The organism is Spongiactinospora sp. TRM90649, from assembly GCF_029382225.1.
In the GTDB taxonomy this organism is placed as follows: domain Bacteria; phylum Actinomycetota; class Actinomycetes; order Streptosporangiales; family Streptosporangiaceae; genus Spongiactinospora.
Genome location: NZ_JARLTC010000043.1, coordinates 26,682 through 48,308, shown reverse-complemented (window position 1 = coordinate 48,308; position 21,627 = coordinate 26,682). Strand labels below are relative to the sequence as shown.

The 21,627-nt window shown below is 71.9% G+C and carries 23 protein-coding genes; 21 read left to right on the top strand and 2 right to left on the bottom strand.

Annotation, left to right across the window (positions count from 1 at the left end; all coding sequences use genetic code 11):
* Positions 1 to 95: 95 nt before the first annotated feature.
* On the top strand, positions 96 to 1,331 hold the full coding sequence (locus tag P3X83_RS37435) for a cytochrome P450 (protein ID WP_277310121.1): 1,236 nt from the start codon (positions 96 to 98) through the stop codon (positions 1,329 to 1,331).
* A 331-nt stretch (positions 1,332 to 1,662) separates the two neighbouring features.
* Here P3X83_RS37435 and P3X83_RS37430 read toward each other — a convergent pair whose 3' ends face one another.
* Together P3X83_RS37430 and P3X83_RS37425 are read right to left on the bottom strand one after the other, a co-directional pair.
* Positions 1,663 to 2,481 carry a PaaX family transcriptional regulator C-terminal domain-containing protein gene (locus P3X83_RS37430; RefSeq protein WP_277310120.1) on the bottom strand — a complete coding sequence of 273 codons (819 nt, stop codon included), beginning with the start codon at positions 2,479 to 2,481 and terminating at the stop codon, positions 1,663 to 1,665.
* 104 nt (positions 2,482 to 2,585) lie between these two features.
* Positions 2,586 to 3,197, bottom strand: a complete 612-nt coding sequence (locus P3X83_RS37425) for a TetR/AcrR family transcriptional regulator (RefSeq protein ID WP_277310119.1) — start codon at positions 3,195 to 3,197, stop codon at positions 2,586 to 2,588.
* A gap of 206 nt (positions 3,198 to 3,403) precedes the next feature.
* Between P3X83_RS37425 and P3X83_RS37420 the strand changes: the two genes are divergently transcribed.
* The 20 genes from P3X83_RS37420 (at position 3,404) to P3X83_RS37325 (ending at position 21,618) form a co-directional block, all read left to right on the top strand.
* Positions 3,404 to 3,841: a thioesterase family protein gene (locus P3X83_RS37420; protein ID WP_277310118.1), complete on the top strand. Its 438-nt coding sequence runs from the start codon at positions 3,404 to 3,406 to the stop codon at positions 3,839 to 3,841.
* Positions 3,834 to 5,045: an acetyl-CoA C-acetyltransferase gene (locus P3X83_RS37415; protein ID WP_277310117.1), complete on the top strand. Its 1,212-nt coding sequence runs from the start codon at positions 3,834 to 3,836 to the stop codon at positions 5,043 to 5,045. Before P3X83_RS37420 ends, P3X83_RS37415 begins: the two co-directional genes overlap by 8 nt.
* Before the next feature lie 44 nt (positions 5,046 to 5,089).
* A complete protein-coding gene (locus P3X83_RS37410; RefSeq protein WP_277310116.1) occupies positions 5,090 to 6,319 on the top strand; it encodes a branched-chain amino acid ABC transporter substrate-binding protein in 1,230 nt (409 codons plus the stop codon).
* The gene (locus P3X83_RS37405; RefSeq protein WP_277310115.1) at positions 6,316 to 7,365 is read left to right on the top strand and encodes a branched-chain amino acid ABC transporter permease; all 1,050 of its coding nucleotides are present in this window, start codon (positions 6,316 to 6,318) and stop codon (positions 7,363 to 7,365) included. The genes P3X83_RS37410 and P3X83_RS37405 overlap by 4 nt, the downstream gene beginning before the upstream one ends.
* A complete protein-coding gene (locus P3X83_RS37400) occupies positions 7,352 to 8,131 on the top strand; it encodes an ABC transporter ATP-binding protein (RefSeq protein ID WP_277310114.1) in 780 nt (259 codons plus the stop codon). The genes P3X83_RS37405 and P3X83_RS37400 overlap by 14 nt, the downstream gene beginning before the upstream one ends.
* A 1-nt stretch (position 8,132) precedes the next feature.
* On the top strand, positions 8,133 to 8,855 hold the full coding sequence (locus P3X83_RS37395) for an ABC transporter ATP-binding protein (protein ID WP_277310113.1): 723 nt from the start codon (positions 8,133 to 8,135) through the stop codon (positions 8,853 to 8,855).
* Positions 8,852 to 9,733, top strand: coding sequence for a branched-chain amino acid ABC transporter permease (locus tag P3X83_RS37390; protein WP_277310112.1), 882 nt, complete (start codon positions 8,852 to 8,854; stop codon positions 9,731 to 9,733). The genes P3X83_RS37395 and P3X83_RS37390 overlap by 4 nt, the downstream gene beginning before the upstream one ends.
* A complete protein-coding gene (locus P3X83_RS37385; protein ID WP_277310111.1) occupies positions 9,730 to 10,224 on the top strand; it encodes a MaoC/PaaZ C-terminal domain-containing protein in 495 nt (164 codons plus the stop codon). The genes P3X83_RS37390 and P3X83_RS37385 overlap by 4 nt, the downstream gene beginning before the upstream one ends.
* On the top strand, positions 10,214 to 10,960 hold the full coding sequence (locus tag P3X83_RS37380) for an SDR family NAD(P)-dependent oxidoreductase (protein WP_277310110.1): 747 nt from the start codon (positions 10,214 to 10,216) through the stop codon (positions 10,958 to 10,960). The genes P3X83_RS37385 and P3X83_RS37380 overlap by 11 nt, the downstream gene beginning before the upstream one ends.
* A complete protein-coding gene (locus P3X83_RS37375; protein WP_277310109.1) occupies positions 10,957 to 12,546 on the top strand; it encodes an AMP-binding protein in 1,590 nt (529 codons plus the stop codon). The genes P3X83_RS37380 and P3X83_RS37375 overlap by 4 nt, the downstream gene beginning before the upstream one ends.
* The gene (locus P3X83_RS37370; RefSeq protein WP_277310108.1) at positions 12,543 to 14,111 is read left to right on the top strand and encodes a carboxyl transferase domain-containing protein; all 1,569 of its coding nucleotides are present in this window, start codon (positions 12,543 to 12,545) and stop codon (positions 14,109 to 14,111) included. The genes P3X83_RS37375 and P3X83_RS37370 overlap by 4 nt, the downstream gene beginning before the upstream one ends.
* Positions 14,112 to 14,147: 36 nt before the next feature.
* Complete coding sequence (locus P3X83_RS37365) at positions 14,148 to 14,360, top strand: biotin/lipoyl-binding carrier protein (protein ID WP_277310107.1); 213 nt, start codon at positions 14,148 to 14,150, stop codon at positions 14,358 to 14,360.
* A gap of 6 nt (positions 14,361 to 14,366) precedes the next feature.
* On the top strand, positions 14,367 to 15,728 hold the full coding sequence (locus P3X83_RS37360; protein WP_277310106.1) for an acetyl-CoA carboxylase biotin carboxylase subunit: 1,362 nt from the start codon (positions 14,367 to 14,369) through the stop codon (positions 15,726 to 15,728).
* On the top strand, positions 15,721 to 16,503 hold the full coding sequence (locus P3X83_RS37355; protein WP_277310105.1) for a VOC family protein: 783 nt from the start codon (positions 15,721 to 15,723) through the stop codon (positions 16,501 to 16,503). The genes P3X83_RS37360 and P3X83_RS37355 overlap by 8 nt, the downstream gene beginning before the upstream one ends.
* Entirely contained in the window at positions 16,500 to 17,276 is a 777-nt protein-coding gene (locus tag P3X83_RS37350) for a crotonase/enoyl-CoA hydratase family protein (protein WP_277310104.1), read from the top strand. Before P3X83_RS37355 ends, P3X83_RS37350 begins: the two co-directional genes overlap by 4 nt.
* A 60-nt stretch (positions 17,277 to 17,336) precedes the next feature.
* Positions 17,337 to 17,873 (top strand): NUDIX hydrolase family protein, encoded by a 537-nt coding sequence (locus tag P3X83_RS37345; protein WP_277310103.1) that lies wholly within the window; start codon positions 17,337 to 17,339, stop codon positions 17,871 to 17,873.
* A gap of 113 nt (positions 17,874 to 17,986) precedes the next feature.
* Entirely contained in the window at positions 17,987 to 18,520 is a 534-nt protein-coding gene (locus P3X83_RS37340) for a 2,4'-dihydroxyacetophenone dioxygenase family protein (protein ID WP_277310102.1), read from the top strand.
* Positions 18,521 to 18,527: 7 nt separating this feature from the next.
* Complete coding sequence (locus tag P3X83_RS37335; protein ID WP_277310101.1) at positions 18,528 to 19,787, top strand: MFS transporter; 1,260 nt, start codon at positions 18,528 to 18,530, stop codon at positions 19,785 to 19,787.
* Between the two features lie 32 nt (positions 19,788 to 19,819).
* Entirely contained in the window at positions 19,820 to 20,863 is a 1,044-nt protein-coding gene (locus P3X83_RS37330) for a 2,3-butanediol dehydrogenase (protein WP_277310100.1), read from the top strand.
* Complete coding sequence (locus tag P3X83_RS37325) at positions 20,860 to 21,618, top strand: SDR family NAD(P)-dependent oxidoreductase (RefSeq protein ID WP_277310099.1); 759 nt, start codon at positions 20,860 to 20,862, stop codon at positions 21,616 to 21,618. The genes P3X83_RS37330 and P3X83_RS37325 overlap by 4 nt, the downstream gene beginning before the upstream one ends.
* The last annotated feature ends 9 nt before the right edge of the window (positions 21,619 to 21,627 follow it).

Sequence of the window (21,627 nt, the reverse complement as noted above, 5' to 3'; positions counted from 1 at the left end):
GTTGCCCGACACGTCGGCCACTTGCCGATGTATTGACGCATGGTATCCGTAAGAATACCTTCAGTGAGTAAGTTCACCTGCCGCGGGGGTTCACCATGTCCCACACCGCCGAACCGGTGGCCGGATCGACGGCGGTCTTCCCGCTGTCGGCCCTGACGGATCCCTACCCCTTCTATGAGGAGCTGCGGGCGCGGGGGCGCCTGCACCGGATCATCACCCCCCTCGGGCGTGAGGCGTGGTTCGTTCCCCATCACGCCGACGCGTGCTCCGTGCTCAGCGACCCGGGGTTCAGCAAGGCCAGGCATCACGCCGACACGGTGAGCGCCGACGGGCGCAAGGCCGAGAGCGCGCTCGCCGACAACATGGTGAGCACCGACCCGCCGGAGCACACCCGGCTGCGGCGGCTGGTCCAGGCGGCCTTCACCCGCCGCCAGATCGAGCGCCTGCGCCCCCGCATCCAGGAGATCGCCGACGACCTGCTCGACGACATCGGCCGCAAGCCCCGGGCGGAGCTGATCCGCGACTACGCGCTGCCGCTGCCGATGCTGGTGATCGCCGAACTGCTCGGCCTGCCCCGCGACGACCTCGGCGTCCTGATGGAGCATGCCGTCTTCCTGCGCGAGATCCAGCCGAGCGGCGACCTGGTGACGCGTTTTCGCGAGCAGCAGGCCGAGCTGGGCGACTACGCCCGCAGGGTGATCGAGCGCAAGCGCGTCGAACCGGGCGACGACCTCATCCAGGCGCTGATCGAGGCGCGCGACGGCGCGAACCGGCTGTCCGAGCGCGAGCTGGTCACCACCGTGATGCTGTTCATCTTCGCTGGCTTCCTCACCACGGCCAACCTGATCGGCAACGGCGCGCACGAACTGCTGGTGAATCCGGAGCAGCGCGACCTGCTGCGGGCGCGGCCCGAGCTGACCGGCACCGCGGTCGAGGAGTTCCTGCGCTTCCAGAGCTCGATCTCGGTGGTCGAGGGCCACGCGAAGGCCGACATCCCGGTGGCGGAGCAGGTCATCCCGGCGGGCTCGCTCATCTTCCTGCCGGTCCACTCCCTCAACCGCGACCCGGCGATCTTCGTGGATCCCGACCGGCTCGACATCACCCGCACGCCCAACCCGCACCTGGCCTTCAGCCACGGCGTGCACTACTGCCTGGGGGCGCACCTGGCCAGGGTCGAGGGCCAGGTGGCCCTCGACTCGCTGTTCCGCCGCTTTCCGGGCATGGTGCTGGACTGCGAGCCGGGCGAGGTGGGCTGGTGCCCGAGTTTCTTCATCCGCTCGATCAGGGAGCTGCCCGTCCGCCTGGCCGCTCAGACGTCGAGCGGGAGGTAACCGGGGTTCCAGCCGCCGCCCGGCGTCCACCAGGTGGTGTAGAGGCGGACGTCCTGCCCGATCCAGAACAGGTCCACCACGTCGGGACGGCGGCCACCAGCGCGGGCCCGGCGGCCAGGGAGGCGGGCGGCGCGGCGGGCCGCCCACCCGGACCGGTGCGGTCCATCCGGTCGCGGGGTTCCACGCCACGGCGTGCGGCCTCGCGTCCGTGCCGATGTACACGGTGTGCAGGTCGTCGGGGGTGCGGGCGACGGCGGCGCAGCCGCTGACCGGGTTGACCGGTCTCAGGGCACAGTCGGCGCGGCGGGGCGTCGCCCGCATGAGTGGTGCCCTACTCAGGCCCCCTCTGGATGGGGCGGGTGTCGGGGATGGCGTCCAGGAGGTCGGCGACGATCGCCGCGGCCTGCGGGCGGAAGCGTTCATACAGCGCGTGGCACACGGCCTGGGCCTTGCCGGCGGGCCAGTCGTCGGGCAGGTGCCGCACCGGAAGGCGGGGGTCCACCCGGATGATCTGCAGCCACTCGGTGAGCAGGACCAGCGAGCGGGCCAGGTCGTCGGGCGCGCGGGGCATGGGGTCGGCCTGGTCCCAGCGGGTGAGGAAGTCGGCGTACTTCCGGCCCAGGCCGTCGAGGTCGTAGGCGTCGGACACGAGCGCGCGCATGTCGGTGGGCGGCCGGGGCTCGGCGGCGAACACCTTCACGTTCGCCCCGAGGTCCTCCACCACGCCGGCGACGTCGACGTCGCCGGGGGCCAGCCACAGGCCGTTGCCGAGCGGGCCGAACCCGGCCCAGATCAGCCGGGAGCGCAGCTCGTGCCGCTCGCGCTGCCAGGACTCCGGCAGTGAGAAGCCGATGAGGGTCCAGTGCTCCCGTTGGTGCTCGTTGACGACGCCGGTGCGCCAGATCCGGCGCTCGCCGTCCTGGAGGACCTTGGCGATGGTGTCGGTGAGCCCGAAGTACATGTGCCGCCCGGCGCGCCTGCGGTGCAGCAGGCCGCGCCGGACCATGCGGGCCAGCGTGGACCGGGTGGCCATCTCGGAGATGCCCACCCGGGCGAACACGTCGATGAAGCTCCCCGCGGATACCAGGACACGCCGACCGGACACGTGGTCACCGAGGAAGGTCAGCATGACCGACTGCGGGCGCAGCATGCACGGCATCATAGCCGCGGGGGGATCGGCCGCCGGGCGGCCGCCGCCGTTCCTACCCGGCCTGACCTGGGCGGATCACGCCGCCGTCAAGCCGGGAGGGGCGTTCAGGTCATGGACAGCCGGAAGGAGTTCTCCACCAGCTCGATCTCGATGCCCTCGCCCGCGGTGAGCCGCTTGAGCACCTGCCCGTCGAGGATCGCGTGGACGGCCAGCCCGTCGGAGAGGGCGACCAGCTCGACGGCGAGCGCGGCGGGGTCGAGGTGCGCGGGCAGTTGCCCGGCCTCCTGGGCCTCGGTGATCACGCGTTCGAGCACCCGCCGCCAGTTGTGCAGGTAGTCGGCGACCTCCTCCCTGGCCTCGGGGCTGGCCGCCGCCTCGGCGTAGAAGACCAGGAAGATGCGGGTCATCGCGACCCGGCGGGCGTCGAGCGGCAGCACGCTCTCGACGAGCTGGCGCAGCCGCTGCATGGGGTCGGTGGAGAGGTCGTTGCGCAGTTGCCGGAACATCCTGCCCTGGATCTCGGCGGCCCTGCGCAGCGCGCCGACCAGCAGGTCATTGTGCGACTTGAAGTAGTGGTTGAGCACTCCCGTCGACCATCCGGCGGCCTCGGCGACGGTGCGCAGGGTCACCGCCCTGATGCCGTCGCGGGCGATCACGTCGAGGGCGGCGTCGGCGAGCTCCGCCCTTCGCTGGTCATGGTCGACGATCTTGGGCAACGTGTCCTCCTCGGGGCACTGATCATCTTAGAGCTTTTTTAACGTGATCGACATGTGAAAGTCCCTGTCCTCTCGAAATCGAGGTGACGTCGTCTCTCCGCAGGTCGGCCTTGTTTCGGTCGATCTATTTAGCAAGTTCTTGACAGGTCCGGATGCCCGTACCCTACGATCTTATATCGATCGTCCGAAATAAGAAGCGAGGGTTCATGGTAACTCCTGAGCGCACCGGCGCTCCGGTACGCGTGGGACTGAGATGGCGGGACCTGGACCACCAGGGCCACGTCTACCACGGGACCCTGCTCACCCTGCTCGACGAGGCCCGCACCGCCTGGCTCAGGGACGTGGTGGGAGTGCGCTCCGCCGACTCCTACGTGGTCGCCAGGATCGAGGTCGACTACCTGGCCGAGATCCTCGTGGAGCACGCGGCGATCGACGTGTCCTTCGAGGTCGCCCGGATCGGGCGGCGCAGCATCACCACCGGCGAGACGGTGCGCACGCCCGGCGGCCTCCACGTCGCCCAGGCATCGGTCGTGCTGGTGATGTGGGACCGGCAGGGCCGCAGCTCGCGTGAACTCACCCCGGGCGAGCGCGAGCGGGCCAGGGAACGACTGGCCGCGCCCGAGGAGGTGGCCGCCGATGCCTGAGGCCGTCATCGTCTCCACCGCGCGGACGCCGATCGGCCGGGCGTTCAAGGGCTCGCTGGCCGCGGAACGGCCCGACGACATGGTCGCCCAGGTGGTCTCCCAGGCCCTGGCGAAGATCCCCCAGCTCGACCCGGCCACCATCGACGACCTGCTGCTCGGCTGCGGCTCCCCGGGCGGGGAGCAGGGCTTCAACATGGCGCGCGTGGTCGCGGTGCTGCTCGGCCTGGACACCGTCCCCGGCGCCACGGTCACCCGCTACTGCGCCTCCAGCCTGCAGACCACGCGGATGGCGGCGCACGCCGTACGGGCGGGGGAGGGAGACGTCTTCGTCTCGGCGGGAGTGGAGTCCTGCAGCTCCTACACCAAGGGGGAGTCCGACTCCATCCCCGGGACCATGAACCCCGTCTTCGACGAGGCCCGCGAGCGGACGCTCGCCGCGTCCGGGGGCGCCGCCGGCTGGACCGACCCGCGCCTCACCGGCGAGCTTCCCGACGTCTACGTCGAGATGGGGCAGACCGCCGAGAACGTGGCCCTGGCCCACGGCGTCACCCGCGCGGAGATGGACGAGTACGCGCTGCTGTCCCAGCGGCGCACGGCCGACGCCCGCGGCTTCTGGGAGTCCGACATCACCCCGTACCGCCGCGCGGACGGGACCATCGTGAGCGCCGACGACTCCCCGCGCCCGCGGACGACGGCGGAGGCGCTCGCCGGGCTGCGGCCCGCCTTCCGACCGGATGGCCGCGTAACGGCGGGCAACTGCTGCCCGCTCAGCGACGGCGCCGCCGCGCTGGTCGTGATGAGCGACACCCGGGCCCGCGAACTCGGGATCACGCCGCTCGCCCGGGTGGTGTCCACCGCGGTCACCGGGCTGTCCCCGGAGATCATGGGCATGGGCCCCGTCGCGGCCACCCGCAGGGCCCTCGGCATCGCGGGCCTGTCCATCGGCGGCATCGACCTGTTCGAGCTGAACGAGGCGTTCGCCGCCCAGGTCATCCCCAGCGCGCGAGAGCTCGGCATCCCGCCGGAGCGGCTCAACGTCAACGGCGGCGCGATCGCCGTCGGGCACCCGTTCGGATCGACCGGGGCGCGCATCACGTCAACCCTCATCAACGCCCTCTCCTCCCGCGACGCGGAGATCGGCGTGGCGACCATGTGCGTCGGCGGCGGACAGGGGATGGCCATGGTCGTCCAGCGGCTCGCCTGACCGGCACCTCGACAAAGAGGCGAATGAAGAAAGGGGTAGGGATCATGGATCTCTGCAACAAGCGCGCCGGACTTCTCGGGGCGCTCATCGCGACCGCCTCCCTGGTGCTCAGCGGATGCGGCGGGGGCGCGGGCGCGTCCGGCACGGAGGGCGGGCCGAAGGAGATCCGCATCCTGGTGTCGGCGCCGCTGACCGGTGACTCCGCGGAGACCGGCAAGGATCTCGTGGACGGCGCCAAACTCGCCGCGGACCACCTGAACGAGCAGGGCGGCGTGCGGACCGGCGCGCTCAAGGGCGCCAAGTTCGTCATCGAGTCGGCCGACGACCAGATGAAGACCGAGGCCGCCACCACCATCGCGGCCAGGTTCGCCGCCGAGGACGACATCTTCGCGCTGACCGGCTTCCTCACCAGCGGCCAGGCGCAGGCGGCGGGCGTGGTGCTCGCCAAGTACAAGCTGCCCGCGGTGGTCTCCTTCGCCTCCGCCGACTTCCTCACCACCGACGCCGACAACCTCGTGGTGGTCTCGGCCAGCGTGGCCAACTTCGCCCGCGTGGCCGGCGCGTTCGTCGGCGACAAGCTGAACGCCAAGACCGTGGGCACCATCGCCGGCGACTACTCCTTCCTCGACTCCTACTACAAGGGCCTCACCGACTCGCTGACCAAGGGCGGCACGACGATCGCGTCCAAGCAGTCGTACCCGGACGGCACGGCTGACTTCTCCACCATGATCACCAGCCTGGCCAAGGCGAACCCGGACGTCGTGATGAGCGGCGCCTTCCAGGCCGACGCGGGCAAGATCGCCGCCCAGGCCGGTCGCGCCGGGCTGAAGAAGCCGTTCGTGGACTTCCTCGGCGAGGGCTGGGGCAAGACCTTCGCCGACTCCGCCGGGTCGGTGCTGGAGGACGGCGAGTACTACCAGATGGACCCGGCGAAGGTCTTCCCGCAGCCGGGCTCGCTGCTGGACACCCTGGACAAGCGCTTCCTCAAGGAGTACGGCAAGAACATCCCCACCGCCGCCATGCACAGCTTCGACAGCGTGCTGTCGGTCGCCGCGGCCATCGAGGCGGGCGCCACCGAAAAGACCGACCTGCTCACCTACATGACCAAGGCCAAGGGCGAGGGCCTGCTCGGCCCGATCTCCTTCACCCAGGACCTCACCCCGAACGAGCGGTTCGGCACCATGTCCAAGGTCACCGGCCCCGGCCCCCGCGACCGCGAGCAGGCGGCCTCGTATCTCATGCACGCCGACGGAACGGTCGAGCCGGCCAAATGAGCCGCACCGACGCCACCATGGCCGCGCAGGGCGCCGCGGCCGGAGGACCCGGGGGCGCGCCGCTCCCCGGGCGCCTCGCGGGCGGCGTGTCCAGGATCGCCGGCTGGGCGGTCCCGGCCGCGATCGCACTGGCCTTCGTCATCCCCCTGGTCATCGACTCGCCGTTCCAGCTCCAGATGTACACGCTGGCCGCGCTCAACGCGGCCGTGGTCGCCCCGCTGGTGCTGTCGCTCGGCTACACCGGGCTGCTCAACCTGTCCCACGGGACGTTCTACGGGCTCGGCGCGTACACGACCGCGATCCTGGTGACCGACCACGGCTGGCCGTTCGAGGCGGCGATGCTCGCCGCGGCGGTCGTCGCCGGGCTCGGCGGCGGGCTGCTGTCGCTGGCCAGCGCCCGCGTTCGTGGCGACTACTTCGTGCTGGTCTCGCTGGGCGTCACGATCGCCGTGGCGCAGGCGCTGGCCAACCTGCCGGACCTGACCAGGGGCCGGGAGGGGTTCTTCGGCATCCCCGCCCTGGACCTGTTCGGGCTGTCCTTCTCCGAGCCGGTGACGGCCTTCTACCTGTGCCTGTCGCTGCTGGCGGTGATGTACCTGTTCCTGCACCGGGTCACCGGCGGCTTCCTCGGCCGGGCCATGCTCGTGGTGCGGCACGACGACGTCGCCGCGCGGGGCATGGGGATCCGGCCGCTGGCCGTCCGGGTCACCGCGATGGTCATCGGGTCGGCGCTGGTGGGCGCGGCGGGCTCGTTCCTGGTCGCCACCGTGCAGTTCATCAGCCCGGCGGACTTCGGGTTCGACGCCTCGTTCATGCTCAGCCTCTACGTGATCATCGGCGGGATGGCGAGCCTGCCGGGCGCGGTCGTGGTGGCCGTCGTCTTCACCCTCCTCAACGAGCAGTTCCGCGGCATCAGCGACTACCGGCTCGGCCTGGTCGGCCTGGCCGTGCTGGTCGCGGTGCTGCTGCGCGGCGGCGTGCTGCGCGACCTGCTGGCACCGGTGCTGGCCCGATCGGGAAGGCGGGACGGCGATGCTCGACGTTGACTCCGCGCACATGTCCTTCGGCGGCGTCGCCGCGCTGACCGACGTCTCCTTCTCGGTCGGAGCCGGCGAGGTGGTCGGGGTGATCGGCCCGAACGGCTCGGGCAAGTCCACCCTGATCAACGTGATGTCCGGCTTCTACCGGCCGACCAAGGGCACGATCAGCCTCGGCGGGACCGTGATCTCCGGACGGTCGCCGGAGGCCATCCGGCGCGCGGGCCTGGCCCGCACCTTCCAGAACCTGCGGCTCGTCGCCGAGATGACGGTCCTGGACAACGCGCTGGCCGGGACGTTCCTCGGCCTCACCGACGGCGGCCCGCTGACCCCGCGCTGGATCGCGGACGTCCTCGGCAGCCCGGGGGCCCGCCGCCGGTCCGCCCGGATGCGCGAGCACGCCGAGGCCGCGCTGGCCAAGGTCGGCCTCGGCGGCAGGCTCGGGCTGCGGGCCGGCGTGCTGTCCTACGCCGACCAGAAGCGGCTGGAGCTGGCGCGGGCCATCGCGCTGCGGCCACGCGTGCTGGTCCTGGACGAGCCCACGGCCGGCATGTCCGTCGAGGACGCCGACGAGATGGTGCGCATGGTCACGGGCCTGGCCCGCGACGGCGAGGAGCCGCTCAGCCTCTTCCTCGTCGAACACCGGCTGGAACTGGTGCTAGAGGTCTCCGACCGCGTGGTCGTCATGGACGGCGGGCGGCTCGTCGCCGACGGCGACCCCGCCACCGTCGCCGCCGACCCGCACGTCCGCAGCATCTACGTTGGGGGTGAGTGACGTGCTCGAAGTGCGCCACCTGAGCGCCGGGTACGGCGTCACGGAGATCCTCCACGACATCTCGTTCGAGGTGCGGCCCGGCGAGGTCCTCGCCGTGTGCGGCCCGAACGGGGCGGGGAAGTCCACGCTGCTGCGGGTGCTCGCCAGGCAGGTCCGCACCAGCGCGGGCTCGATCTCCTACCGGGGCAGGTCGCTGCTCGGCGACTCGCCGTCCAGGGTGGTCACCCGGGGGGTCGCGCTGTGCCCGGAGAACCGCCGGGTCTTCCCGCGCATGTCCACCGAGGCCAACCTGCGCCTCGGGGCCTACACCAGGAGCGACCGCTCGGCGATCACCGCCGACGTGGAACGCTACCTCGCCGCCTGGCCCGTCATCGAACGGCGCAGGCACTCGCCCGCCGGGCTGCTCAGCGGCGGCGAGCAGCAGATCCTCGCGATCGGCCGGGCCATGATGTCCCGTCCCTCGCTGCTGCTGCTCGACGAACCCTCGCTCGGCCTCGCCCCGGTGCTGATCGACCAGGTGTACGAGGGCCTCAAGGACCTCGTGGCCGGCAACGACATGAGCGTGCTGCTCGTCGAGCAGAACGTCACCAAGGCCCTGGAACTCTGCGACCGGATCACCGTCCTGACCGAGGGCAGGATCGTCTTCGCCGCGGACGCGGGCGCGACCGGGCCCGACGAGGTCGGCTCCCACTACTTCGCGCGTTCCGGGGGGACGCCCGCATGACCTACTTCCTGCAGCAGTTCGTCAACGGGCTGAGCATCGGCGCGCAGTACTCGCTGTGGTGCGTCGGGTACGGGCTCGTCTACCAGGTCCTCGGCCTGATGCACTTCGCGCACGGCGACACACTGATCTTCTCCGCCTTCTTCGCGGCCACCCTGATGGTGCTCGGCGTGCCGTTCTGGCTGGTCGTGGTGGCGGCGATGGCACTGGCCGCGGTCCTCGCGATCTGCATCGAGCGCGCGATCTACCGCCCGCTGATGTCGCGCAACCAGCTCTTCATGGCGTTCATCGCGGCCATGGCCGCGGGCTTCATCCTGCGCAACCTGGTCCAGCGCTTCTGGGGGGTGCAGCCCAGGGTCTTCCCCGAGGGGCTGCTGCCCAGCGGATCGATCATGATCGGTGAGATCCGGATCGGGCACCTGGCGCTGATGAACCTCGCCGTGGCCATCGTGATCGTGGTGGCGTTCCAGCTCTTCCTCAACCGCAGCCGCCACGGCCAGGCCATCCTCGCGGTGTCGCAGGACAGGTCCACCGCCGAGCTGATGGGCATCAAGGTCAACCGGATCGTCGCGCTGGTCTACGGGCTCAGCGGCGCGATCGGCATGGTCGGCGTGTTCATGTACATCACCAGCTTCCGGACGATCACCATCGGGCTGGGCTTCCTGATCACCCTCAAGGCGTTCATCGCGGCCATCATCGGCGGCATCGGCTCGATCAGGGGCGCGGTGCTCGGCGGGATGGTCCTCGGCGTGCTGGAGGCCATGGTCTCGGCTTACCTGTCCACCACCCTGCTCGAAGCCATCGTGGTGGTCTGCCTGGTCGCCTTCCTCATCGTGCGGCCCAACGGAATCGTCGGCATCAAGGAGAGTGTCAAACTGTGACCGGCTCAGCCGCGGCGGCGGGCCGCCGCCCGATCCCCGCCGTCCGCCACTTCGGCGACCTCACCGCAGGGGAGACCCACGTCTCGGCCGGGCGGACCGTGACGGAGGCGGACATCGTCTCCTTCGCCGGGCTCTCCGGCGACTTCAACCCGCTGCACACCGACGAGCAGTGGGCCGCCGCCAACACCCCCTACGGCGGGCGGATCGCCCACGGCCTGCTCGTCCTCTCGATCTCCAGCGGCCTGCGCACCCCCGGGATCGACGAGCTGAACGTGCTCGGCTACCTCAACGTCGAGCGCGCCATGGTCGCGCCGACCCGGGCGGGCGACACGATCCGCGCCACCCAGACCATCGCCGGGCTGCGGCCCAGCCGCTCGCGGCCCGGGTCGGGCGTGGTCACCGTCGAGGTGACCGTGGCCGACCAGGACGGAACCGTCGTGCAGCGCGGCACGGACGTGCTGCTGGTGGGAGGAGCCCGCGATGACCGGTGAGCCGACCGCGCACGAGGGACGCTCCTACCTGGTGACCGGCGGCGCGTCGGGCATCGGGCGGGCCACCGCCGAGGTGCTCGCCGCGCGGGGCGCGCGGGTGGCGATCGCCGACCTGGACGCCGGGGGCGCCCGCCGTACCGCCGCCGAACTGGGCGGGCACACCCTGCCGGTGACCCTCGACGTCGCCGACCGCGACTCCTGGCAGGCCGCGGTGGCCGCCGTCGAGACGGCCTTCGGCGGGCTCGACGGCCTGGTCAACAACGCCGGGATCACCAGGGACCGCACCCTGGCGCGGATGAGCGACCAGGAGTGGCGGCAGGTCGTGGACGTCCACCTGCGCGGGACCTGGCTCGGCTGCCAGGCCGCCCGCCGGCTCCTGTCGGCCTCCGACGCCGGATCGATCGTCAACATCTCCTCCTCCGGCCGGCACGGCTCCTTCGGCCAGACCAACTACGCCGCCGCCAAGGCCGGCGTCGTCGGGCTCACCAAGACCGTCGCCCTGGAACTGGCCCGCGCCGGAGTCCGCTGCAACGCGGTCGCGCCCGGCGCGGTGGACACCCCGATGATCCGGGACGTGCCCGAACCGGTGCGCGAGAACTGGCTGGCCACGATCACCCTGGGCCGCCTCGCCCGCCCCAGGGAGATCGCCGAGGTCGTCGCCTTCCTGCTCTCCCCGGCCGCGTCCTACATCACCGCGCAGGTCATCGATGTGAACGGAGGGGAACTTCACCTGTGAGAGGCCAGTTGCCCGAAGGGGTCCGCACGGGACGCCACGGCCCCGTCACCGACCTCATCGAGGCCGAGGCGGACCACCCGGACCGCGTGCTGCTCCGGCGGCCGGGCGCCGAGTGGACCGTCGGCGAGTTCGCCGGCGCCGCCCGGCGCTGTGCGGCCGAACTGCGGGCGCGCGGCGTCGGCCCGGGCGACCACGTCGCCATCGTCAGCGGGAACTCCGAATGGCGGCTCGCCTGGCAGTACGGCGCCTGGTGGATCGGCGCCGTCGAGGTGTCGGTGAACGCCGAGCTCAAGGGCCCGCTGATGGCGTTCGTGCTGAGCGACTGCGACCCCGTGCTGCTGGTCGCCGAACGGGAGCTGCTCGACCGGCTCGGCGACGACCCGCCCGCGCCGGTGCGCGTCATCGACGACGGCCCGCCCGAGCCGATCGGCGCGGCCGAACGCGCCGAACTCGACGAGGCCAACGCCGCCACGCGCGCGGGCGACCTGGGCACCATTCTCTACACCTCCGGCACCACCGGCAGGTCCAAGGGCGTGATGCTGCCCCGCGCCTACTTCTCCAACCTCGGCGCGGTCGTCTCGGGCGTGCTCGGCCTCGGGCCCGGCGACACCGGCTACTTCGTCCTGCCGTTCTTCCACGTGGACTTCCACATCGTGTTCCCCGCCGTGGTCCAGTCCGGCTCGGCCGTCGCCTTCGACCGCAGGTTCAGCGCGCAGCGGTTCTGGCCGCAGATCGCCGGGTTCGAGTGCACCTGGGCCTTCGTGATCGGCGCGGTCCTATCGGTCGTGATGACCCTCGGACGGGAGGCCGCGTCCGGCACGCCGCTGCGCCGCTTCCTGGGCGCGCCGATCCCCGCCGAGGCGTACCCGTTCTTCGAGGACGACCTGGGCGTCCGGATCCAGAGCATGTTCGGGCAGACCGAGGCCGACGGGCCCACGTTCGAGACCCCCGCCCGCCGCAGGCGGGGCAGCGCGGGCTGGCCGTGCGCCGGGTTCGACGTCGAGATCCACGACGAGGAGGGCCGGCCCCTGCCGCCCGGGACGGCAGGCGAGATCGTCTACCGCCCGCAGCACCCCGACATGATCACGCTCGGCTACTGGCGGCGCGACGACGCCACCGTCGAGGCGTGGCGCGGCCTGTGGTTCCACTCCGGCGATCTCGGCCGGATGGACGAGGACGGCTTCCTCTACTTCGTCGGCCGCCTCACCGACAGCATGCGGCGGCGCGGGGAGAACGTCTCGGCCTACGAGCTGGAGTCGGTGATCCGCACCGCCCCCGGCGTCGGCGAGTGCGCGGCCATCGGCGTGACCGACGAGATGGGCGGCGAGGACGAGATCAAGGTCTTCGTCGTCCCCGACGGCCCGGCCGACTTCGACGTGCTCGCCTTCTTCCGGTTCTGCGAGGACAACCTGCCCAGGTACGCGCTGCCGCGCTACGTCGAGCTCACCACGTCCGGCGCCTTCGTCCGCAGCGTCGGCACCGGCGTGGTGCAGAAACGCCTGCTGTCCACGGCCACCACCGGGCCCACCGTCCACGAACGCGCCAACGACCGCCCACGCGGCGGTGACAGAGAGGAGGGCCGATGACCTTCACCTGGAAGGAGGCACTGGCCGAGATCGACCGCCGCCGGGAGCAGGCCCGCGCCCTTGGCGGGCAGCGGCGGGTGGACCGCGCCCACGCGCAGGGCCGGTACACCGTCCGCGAGCGGATCGACCGGGCCGCGAGCCGGTTCTACGAGGTCGGCGAGTTCGCCGCCTACGAGGACGTGGACGCCACCGGAGTGACGCAGGGCAAGCTCCCCGCCAGCTACGTCTGCGGGCTCGGCGAGTTCGCCGGGCGTCCCGTCGCCATCGGCGGCGAGGACTTCACCGTGCGCGGCGGCGCCCCACAGACCTACCTGGACCGCATGAAGGGCGGCCTCGGCGGGTTCGTGGAGGACCTGGCGCACGAGTACCGCATCCCGCTGGTCATGTTCATGGAGGGCATCGGCGGCGATGTCGCCGCCCAGGCCGAGAAGGGCCACTCCTACCTGGTCAGCTCGCTGAGCTGGGAGCGGTCGTACGAACTGCTCTCCGAGGTGCCGGTGCTGGCCATGGTCAGCGGCGCGGCGGCCGGAGGCACCGCCGGGCGCACCGTGCTCAGCCACTTCTCCGTCATGACCAAGGACTCCGTGCTGTTCGCCGGAGGCCCGCCGCTGGTCAAGCGCGCCCTCGGGCTGGACGTGGACAAGTACGAGCTGGGCGGCGCGAAGATCCACACCGGGGTGTCCGGGGCCATCGACAACCTGGCCGAGGACGAGGACGACGCCATCGAGCAGATGCGGACCGTGCTCGGCTACCTGCCGCAGAACGTGTGGGAGCTGCCGGCGCGCGGGCCCCGCGAGGACCCGGTGGACCGGCGCGTGGACGAGGTCCTGAACATCGTGCCGGAGAACCGGCGCCGGCCGTACAAGGCGTCCAAGCTGGTCAAGGCGATCGTGGACCGCGACTCGTTCTTCGAGGTCGGACCCGGCTGGGGCCGGGCCGTGTGCACCGGCTTCGCCCGCATGGACGGCATCCCGGTGGGCGTCGTGGCCAGCAACCCGAGCCACCTCGGCGGGGCGCTCGACGCGGCCGGTGCCGAGAAGCAGGTCCGCTTCGTGGACCTGTGCAGCACCTTCCACCTGCCCATCGTCTACTTCGTGGACGTGCCGGGCTTCATGGTCGGCCCCAACGCCGAGCGCGGCAACGTGGTGCGCTGGGGCATGCGGGCGATCCAGTCGCTCATCCAGGCCGAGGTGCCGGTCGTCACCGTGCACGTCCGCAAGGCGTACGGCATGGCCGTGTCCGCCACCTCGCGCCCCGACGGCCTGAGCCTGCGCATCGCCTGGCCCACCGCCGAATGGGGCGACCTGCCCGTCGAGGGCGGCGTCGAGGCCGGGTTCCGCCGCGAGATCGAGGCCGCCGAGAACCCGGAGGAGTACCGCCGGGCGGTCGAGGAGCGGATGCTCGCCCTGGCCGACCCCTGGAAGACCGTGGAGGCGTTCGGCGTGGAGAACATGATCGACCCGCGCGACACCCGCGAGGTCGTCTGCGCCTTCCTCAACGCCTCCCTGCATCGGCTCGGCTCCACCGTCGGCCCGCAGCGCCGCCAGTGGAGCCTGCGCCCCTGACATCCCACCAGCAAGAGTCGATTGGAGAACCACCCCATGGCCGAGATCGAGTCGGATACGTCCGCCGTCGTGTGGAAGGTGCTCGTCCGCGCGGGTGACGTCGTGGAGGAGGGCGACGCCGTCGTCATCCTGGAGTCGATGAAGATGGAGATCCCCGTGGAGAGCGAGGAGTCCGGCACAGTGACCGCCGTCCACGTCGGGGAGGGCGACGCGGTCGAAGAAGGCGCGCTCCTCGTCACGCTGGGCTGAGGCGCCGTGTTCTCCCGAGTGCTCGTCGCCAACCGCGGTGAGATCGCCGTGCGCGTCACGCGGACCCTGCACCGCATGGGCATCGAAGCGGTCGCCGTCCATTCCGAGCCGGAGGCCGATGCGGTCCACGTCCGGGCCGCCGACGCCTCGGTGTGCCTGGGCGGCGGGCCCGTCGCCGACAGCTACCTGCGCGCCGACCGGGTGATCGAGGCGGCCCTGAGCAGCGGCGCGCAGGCCGTGCATCCCGGGTACGGCCTGCTCGCCGAGAACCCGGCCTTCGCCGAGGCGTGCGCCGAGGCCGGGCTGGTGTTCATCGGCCCGCCCGCCGACGCCATCCGGGCGATGGGCTCGAAGATCGCGGCCCGCGAGCGCATGGCCGCCGCCGGCGTCCCCGTCGTGCCCGGCTCCCTGGAACCGGTGCGCGACCTGGACCAGGCCCTGGCCGACGCGGCGGAGATCGGCTACCCGATCGCGGTCAAGGCGTCCGGGGCGGGCGGCGGAAAGGGCTTCCGGGTCGCCCGCGCGCCGGGCGAGCTCCAGGACGCCATCACCGGCGCGAGCGGCGAGGGCGAACGCTTCTTCGGCGACCCCACGGTCTACCTGGAGCGTTACCTCGACGACCCGCGCCATGTCGAGGTCCAGATCCTCGCCGACGGCCACGGCGAGGTGGTCCACCTGTTCGAGCGGGACTGCTCCATCCAGCGCCGCCACCAGAAGCTGGTGGAGGAGTCGCCCGCCCCCCACGTCGGCGCCGAGACCCGCGAGCGGATCGGCGAGATCGCCGTCGCCGCCGCCAAGGCCGCGGGCTACCGGTCCGCGGGCACGGTGGAGGGCCTGCTCGTCGCGGACGAGTTCTACTTCCTGGAGATGAACACCCGCATCCAGGTCGAGCACCGCGTCACCGAGATGATCACCGGCATCGACATCGTCGAGCAGCAGGTGCGGATCGCCGCCGGGGAGCCGCTGCCGTTCACCCAGGACGACCTGGAGATCGACGGGCACGCGATCGAGTGCCGGATCAACGCCGAGAACGCCGCCAAGCGGTTCCTGCCCGCGCCCGGCACGATCGGCGAGTACGCCGAGCCGCGCGGCGAGCACGTCCGGGTGGACTCCGGCGTGGAGGCCGGTTCGGCGGTCCTGCCGTACTACGACCCCATGCTGGCCAAGCTCGTCGTCTGGGGACCCGATCGGGAGGCGGCCACCGCCCGGATGCTCGACGCGCTCGCCGGGTTCCGGATCGAGGGCGTCACCACGCTGCTGCCGTTCCACCGGGCGCTGCTGGGCACCGAGCAGTGGCGGCGCGCGGAGACCTGCCGCGACCTCATCGGCGACCGCGACTGGCTGAGGAGCACCGCCGCCGATGGGTGAGCCGGGCGTCGAGTTCGACCACACCTCCATCGCGGTGCGCGACGCGCCCCGTTGGCTGGGCGAGCTGCGCCGCGGGCTCGGGGCGACGCCGCTGGTGGGGGAGGTGCTGCCGGAGTTCCGGTACGTCCTGTGCCACCTCGGCGACGCCACCGGCGGCACCCGGCTGGAGCTCATGGACGCGGCGCCGGGCGGCGGGTCGGGGTTCCTGCGGCGGTTCCTCGACCGGCACGGCGAGAGCGCGCACCACCTGACGTTCACCGTCCCGGACGTCGAGCACACCATCGCCGAGGTGGGACGGCTGGGCCTGTCCGTGGTCAAGACCGACCTGGCCCACCTCCCGTGGCGGGAGACGTTCATCCCGCCCGACGCCGTGCACGGCGTGGTCATCCAGCTCGCCGACTCCTCGGTCGGCTTCCCGCCCACGGCGGAACTGCTGGCCACGCGCGAACGCGACCCCGCCAGGCTCCCCGGCAACCGGGAGGGCCGCGACCCCGGGTGGTGGGACTTCGCCTGGGAGGTGCCCCCCGGCCCGGTCGCCACCCTGCGCTCGACCACCCTGCGCACCACCGAGACCGGACTGTCGCACCGGCTGTTCGCCGGAGTCCTCGGCGCGGCGGCCCGCCGGGCGGACGGCGGCACCGAGTACCGCTGGCCGCGCGGCACGCTGCTGGTACGGCCCGCCGCCGCCGGAGGGGTGGAACACCTGACGATCACCGGACCCGCCGGGGCCGCCTTCCCCGTCGGCCGGATCCCGCTCATCCAGGAGGACATATGACCGGCCCCGCGCCCACCGTGCGGACGGAGACGCCCGCCCCCGGCATCCTCACCGTCGTCGTCGACCGGCCGGACGCGCGCAACGCCATCGACGACGCCACGGCCGCGCTGCTGGCCACGGCCATGGAACGGCTGGACGACGACGACTCCCTGCGGGTGGGCGTGCTGACCGGGGCGGGGGGCGGATTCAGCGCCGGGCTCGACCTCAAGGCGTTCCTGCGCGGCGAGACCGGCGAGACGCCCGGCAGGGGGTTCGCGGGACTCGCCCGCCGTCCGCCCCGCAAGCCGCTCATCGCGGCGATCGAGGGTTTCGCTCTCGCGGGCGGCCTGGAGATCGCGCTCGCCTGCGACCTGATCGTGGCGGCGGAGGATGCCAGGATCGGCATCCCCGAGGTCCGCCGGGGGCTGGTGGCCGACGGCGGGGCGCTGCTCCGCCTGCCCGGGCGGCTGCCCCGCAACATCGCGATGGAGATGGCGCTCACCGGCGCGGAGGTCCCCGTCGCCCGGCTGGCCGAACTCGGCCTGGTGAACATCGTGACCCGCCCGGGCGGCAGCCTCGCCGCCGCCGTGGACCTGGCCGCCACCATCGCGGCCAACGGCCCCCTGGGCGTCGTGGCGGGCAAGGACGTCCTGACCCAGGCCCCGTCCTGGCCGGAGGAAGAGAAGTGGGAACGTCAGGCCGCCCTGGTGGAGCACGTCTGGACCTCCGCCGACGCCCGCGAGGGCGCCCGGGCCTTCGCCGCCCGCCGCCCGCCCACCTTCACCGGCACCTGACCCGCCCCCGGTCGTGGCGTCGCCCAGGTGGGGAGAGCCCCCGGCCAGTACGATTGACCGGTGACCGAAATGACCGAAACAGTGCCCGGCTGGCTCGCTCCGGAGGAGCTTGAGGCCGCCCGCGCCCGGATGCCGATCCTGTATGTGGACGCCGTGCCCGTCCGGGTTGACGACAGCGGCGTGGTGACGCGCGTGGGACTGCTGTTGCGCATCGGATCGGATGGGACGGTCTCCCGTGCCCTGGTCTCCGGGCGGGTGCTCCTGCACGAGCGGGTCCGCGACGCGCTCATGCGCCACCTGGAGAAGGACCTCGGGCCCGTGGCCCTGCCCCAGGTGCCCCCTTCGCCCCAGCCGTTCACCGTGGCCGAGTACTTCCCGACGGCGGGCGTCTCGCCGTACCACGACCCCCGCCAGCACGCGGTGTCACTCGCCTACATCGTGCCCGTCGCGGGCGACTGCCGTCCCCGGCAGGACGCGCTGGACCTGATCTGGTTCACGCCTGAGGAGGCCGCGTCGCCCGCCGTGCAGCAGGAGATGTCGGGCGGGCAGGGCATTCTGCTCAAGCAGGCGCTCGCCCAGGTCGGACGCCTGACCTGATCCCCGGGCGAAGGGGTCCGGATCGGGCAAGCCCCGTGTCCTGTTGAGGAAAGACACGGAGGGTCGCGGCAGGATTCACTCTCGGGCATCCAAGGGTGAAAGGAACCGTTAACATGCCCGAAAACGCCTCGTCGGAGTTCTGGAAGGATCTCAAGCCGATCCAGAACTCGCAGAAGCCCGACGCCCTGCCCGAGGTCTACCTCTCCCAGGTGGCCACCGACGACGACCGGTATTACGTGCCGTTCACCGAGACCGTCGGCTCGCGGCCGCTGTGGATCAACGTCAAGGACAACAGCTGGGCCGACATCCTGCGCGCCAAGGAAGCCGGGCTGGTCAACCGTCACTACCACCCGCATGAGGTGTTCGCCTACACCATCTCCGGCAAGTGGGGATACCTGGAGCGCCCCTGGACCGCCACCGCGGGCGACTTCATCTACGAGGCCCCCGGCGAGGGGCACACCCTGGTCGCCTACGACAGCGGCGAGCCGATGAAGACGTTCTTCATCGTCAAGGGCCCGCTCATCTGGCTGGACGAGGAAGGCAACCCGCAGGGCCACTTCGACGTGCACGACTACATCGCGATGTGCCGTGAGCACTACGAGAAGGTCGGCATCGGGGCCGAGTACGTCAACTCCCTCTTCCGCTGATCTCGCCATGAACGACAACACCGACCGGCAGGCCGCCCGGTATGAGAACCGGCTGCTCCTCATCCTGTTCCTGGCATTCGGCTTCGTCTTCTTCGACCGCCAGGCGCTCGCCTTCCTCGCCCCCTACATCGACGCCGACATCGGCCTGACCAACGCACAGCTCGGCACGCTGTCCGGCGTGCTCGCGCTGACCTGGGCCGTTGCCGGAATGGTCGCCGGTCGGTTGTCGGACCGCATCGGCCGCCGCAAGCCCATTCTGATCGTGGCGGTCGTGCTCTTCTCGCTGTTCTCCTCGGTCTCCGGCCTGATGGCCGGCTTCGCCGGGCTGCTCGCCGCCCGCGCCCTGATGGGCGCGTCGGAGGGCGCGGTGCTGCCGATGGCGCAGTCGCTGATGGCCGAGGCGTCGCGGGAGAACCGCAGGGGCCTGAACATGGGCCTCGTCCAGGGCTCCTCCGCGGGCCTGCTCGGCGGCATCCTGGCGCCGATCGTCGTGGTCTGGCTGGCCGAGTCGTACGGCTGGCGCACGGCGTTCTACGTCACGATCATCCCCGGCCTGCTGATCGCGGCGTGGATCGCCAAGTCCGTCAAGGAACGCCCTCCGGTGCGGAGGCAGGAGACGGCCGGCGAGCCCGCGCCGCCCAAGACGCCGCTGAGCGAAGTGATCAAGCTGCGCAACGTCGTGCTGTGCATGCTGATCGCCTGCTGCTACCTGACCTGGTTCATCATCCTGATCACGTTCACGCCGAGCTACCTGACCCAGGTCAAGGGGTTCGAGCCGGGCGCGATGAGCGGTGTGATGACCTGTCTCGGCGTGGCCTGGGTGCTGTGGGGCTTCCTCACGCCCGGCATCTCCGACCGGATCGGGCGCAAGCCCGCGCTGATCGGGTTCAGCTGCCTGGCCGTGCTGTGCCCGTTCGCGCTCGTCTTCGTGGACAACCCGGTGCTGCTGGGCGCCCTGATGGTGCTCACCTACACCGGTCTGGGCTGCTTCACGCTCTTCATGGCGACCATCCCGGCCGAGACGGTGCCGCGCGGCGCGCTCGCCACCGCGCTCGGCCTGATCATGGGCGTGGGCGAGCTGGCCGGCGGCTTCCTGGCCCCGGTGATCGCGGGCTGGGCCTCCGACCAGTGGGGCCTGTCCACCGCGATGTTCATCGCTGCGGGCGGTGCGGTGCTGGTGGTCGCGCTGTCGTTCGGGCTGCGTGAGACGGCTCCCGCCGTACTGCGCCGCCGGTCACTCGGCGTCCAGGCGACGGTGGAGGCGTGATGCGTGCGGCCGTCTGGCATGGAGCGAGGGACGTGCGGATCACCGACGTGGAGGTGCGCGCCCCCGGTCCGGGGGAGGCGACCATCGCGGTGGCCTACTGCGGGATCTGCGGCAGTGATCTGCACGAGTACGCCGACGGGCCGCACGCCATCCCGGTCGGCGAACCGCACCCGGAGTCGGGGGTCGCCGCCCCGCTGATCCTCGGGCACGAGTTCTGCGGGGTGGTCACCGCCGTCGGGCGGGCCGTCCCCGGGCTCTCGCCGGGGGACCGGGTCGCGGTCGAGCCGCACTATCGGTGCGGGATGTGCCCGAGGTGCGCCGAGGGCGAGTACAACCTGTGCCGGCACTTCGGGTTCGCCGGGCTGATGGGGCACGGCGGGCTGGCCGAGTGGGCCACCCTGCCCGCCTACATGCTGCACCGGCTGCCCGAGTCCGTGTCACTGGAGCAGGCGGCCGTGTTCGAGCCCGCCGCGGTGGCGCTGCACGCCTTGCGGCGTGCCGCGATCCGGCCGGGCGAGACCGTCACGGTGCTCGGGCTCGGCCCGATCGGCCTGCTCATCGTCATGCTGGCGGCCAAGTACGGCGTGGCCCGCCGGATCGTGGCCGCCGACATCCGCCCGTCCAGGCTCAAGCTCGCGCGCGAGCTGGGCGCCACCGAGGTCGTCGACGTGCGCGAGGCGGAGTCCGCCGCGGACGCGCTGCGGGTGGCGGCCGGGCCGGGCGGCGAGGGCGCCGACGTGACCTTCGAGGTCGTGGGGTCGGAGGCGACGTTGCGCACCTGCCTGGGCGCGACGAGGCGCGGCGGGCGGGTGATGCTCGTGGGGCTCGCCCAGACCGTGAGCCTGGACGCCTTCGCCCTGGTGAACAACGAGCAGTCGATCATCACCACCGTCGGCTACCGCGACGTCTACCCCGAGCTGATCCGCCTGGTGGCGGAGGAGGGCGTGGACCTCGCCGCGGTCGTCACCTCGACGATTCCGCTGGCCGACGTGGTGGAACGCGGCTTCGAGGCGCTCCTCGACGGCCGCGGCGACGAGATCAAGGTCCTGGTGCGGCCGGGAAGAGGAGCACGATGACCGGGACGTCCACGGCGGGCGCCTTCCGCCCGGACCTGCTGGCCGGCCGGAGCGCGGTGGTCACCGGAGGCACCTCCGGCATCGGGGCGGCGACCGCGACCCTGCTGGCCGAGCTGGGGGCCCGGGTCCTCGCGCTCGGCCTGACGCCCCGCGACCCGGGCGAGTTGCCGGCGCACGAGGCCGTCACGGTCGCCGAGCAGGACGTCACCGACCGGGCGGCGCTGACCCGGCTCGTCGCGGACCACGCGGCAGGGCCGGGCATCGACCTCCTGGTCAACTGCGCGGGCGTCAGCCTGGACCGCGACGAGTACGACCTGTCCTCCTGGGCGCGGGTCATCGAGGTCAACCTGACCGCCGTGATGGTCGCCTGCCAGGCGGCGCGCGGCGGGCTGGCCGAACGCGGCGGGTCGATCGTGAACGTCTCCTCGATGTTCGCATTCGCCGGCAGCCGGGACCGTCCCGCCTACAGCGCGAGCAAGGGCGGTGTGTCGCAACTCACTCGTTCGCTGGCCGCCGAGTACGCGGCCGACGGCATCCGGGTCAACGCCGTCGCGCCGGGGTTCGTGGTCACGCCGCTGGCCAGGGGCCTGCTGGACGATCCGGTGGCGTCGGCGGCGGTGCGCGCCCGCATCCCGGTGGACCGCTACGGCGAGCCCAGGGAGGTGGCCTCGGTAATCGCGTTCCTGTGCTCGCCGGGAGCTTCATATGTTAATGGCGCAGTTATACCGGTAGATGGTGGATATCTGGCTGTTTAAGGGTTATGT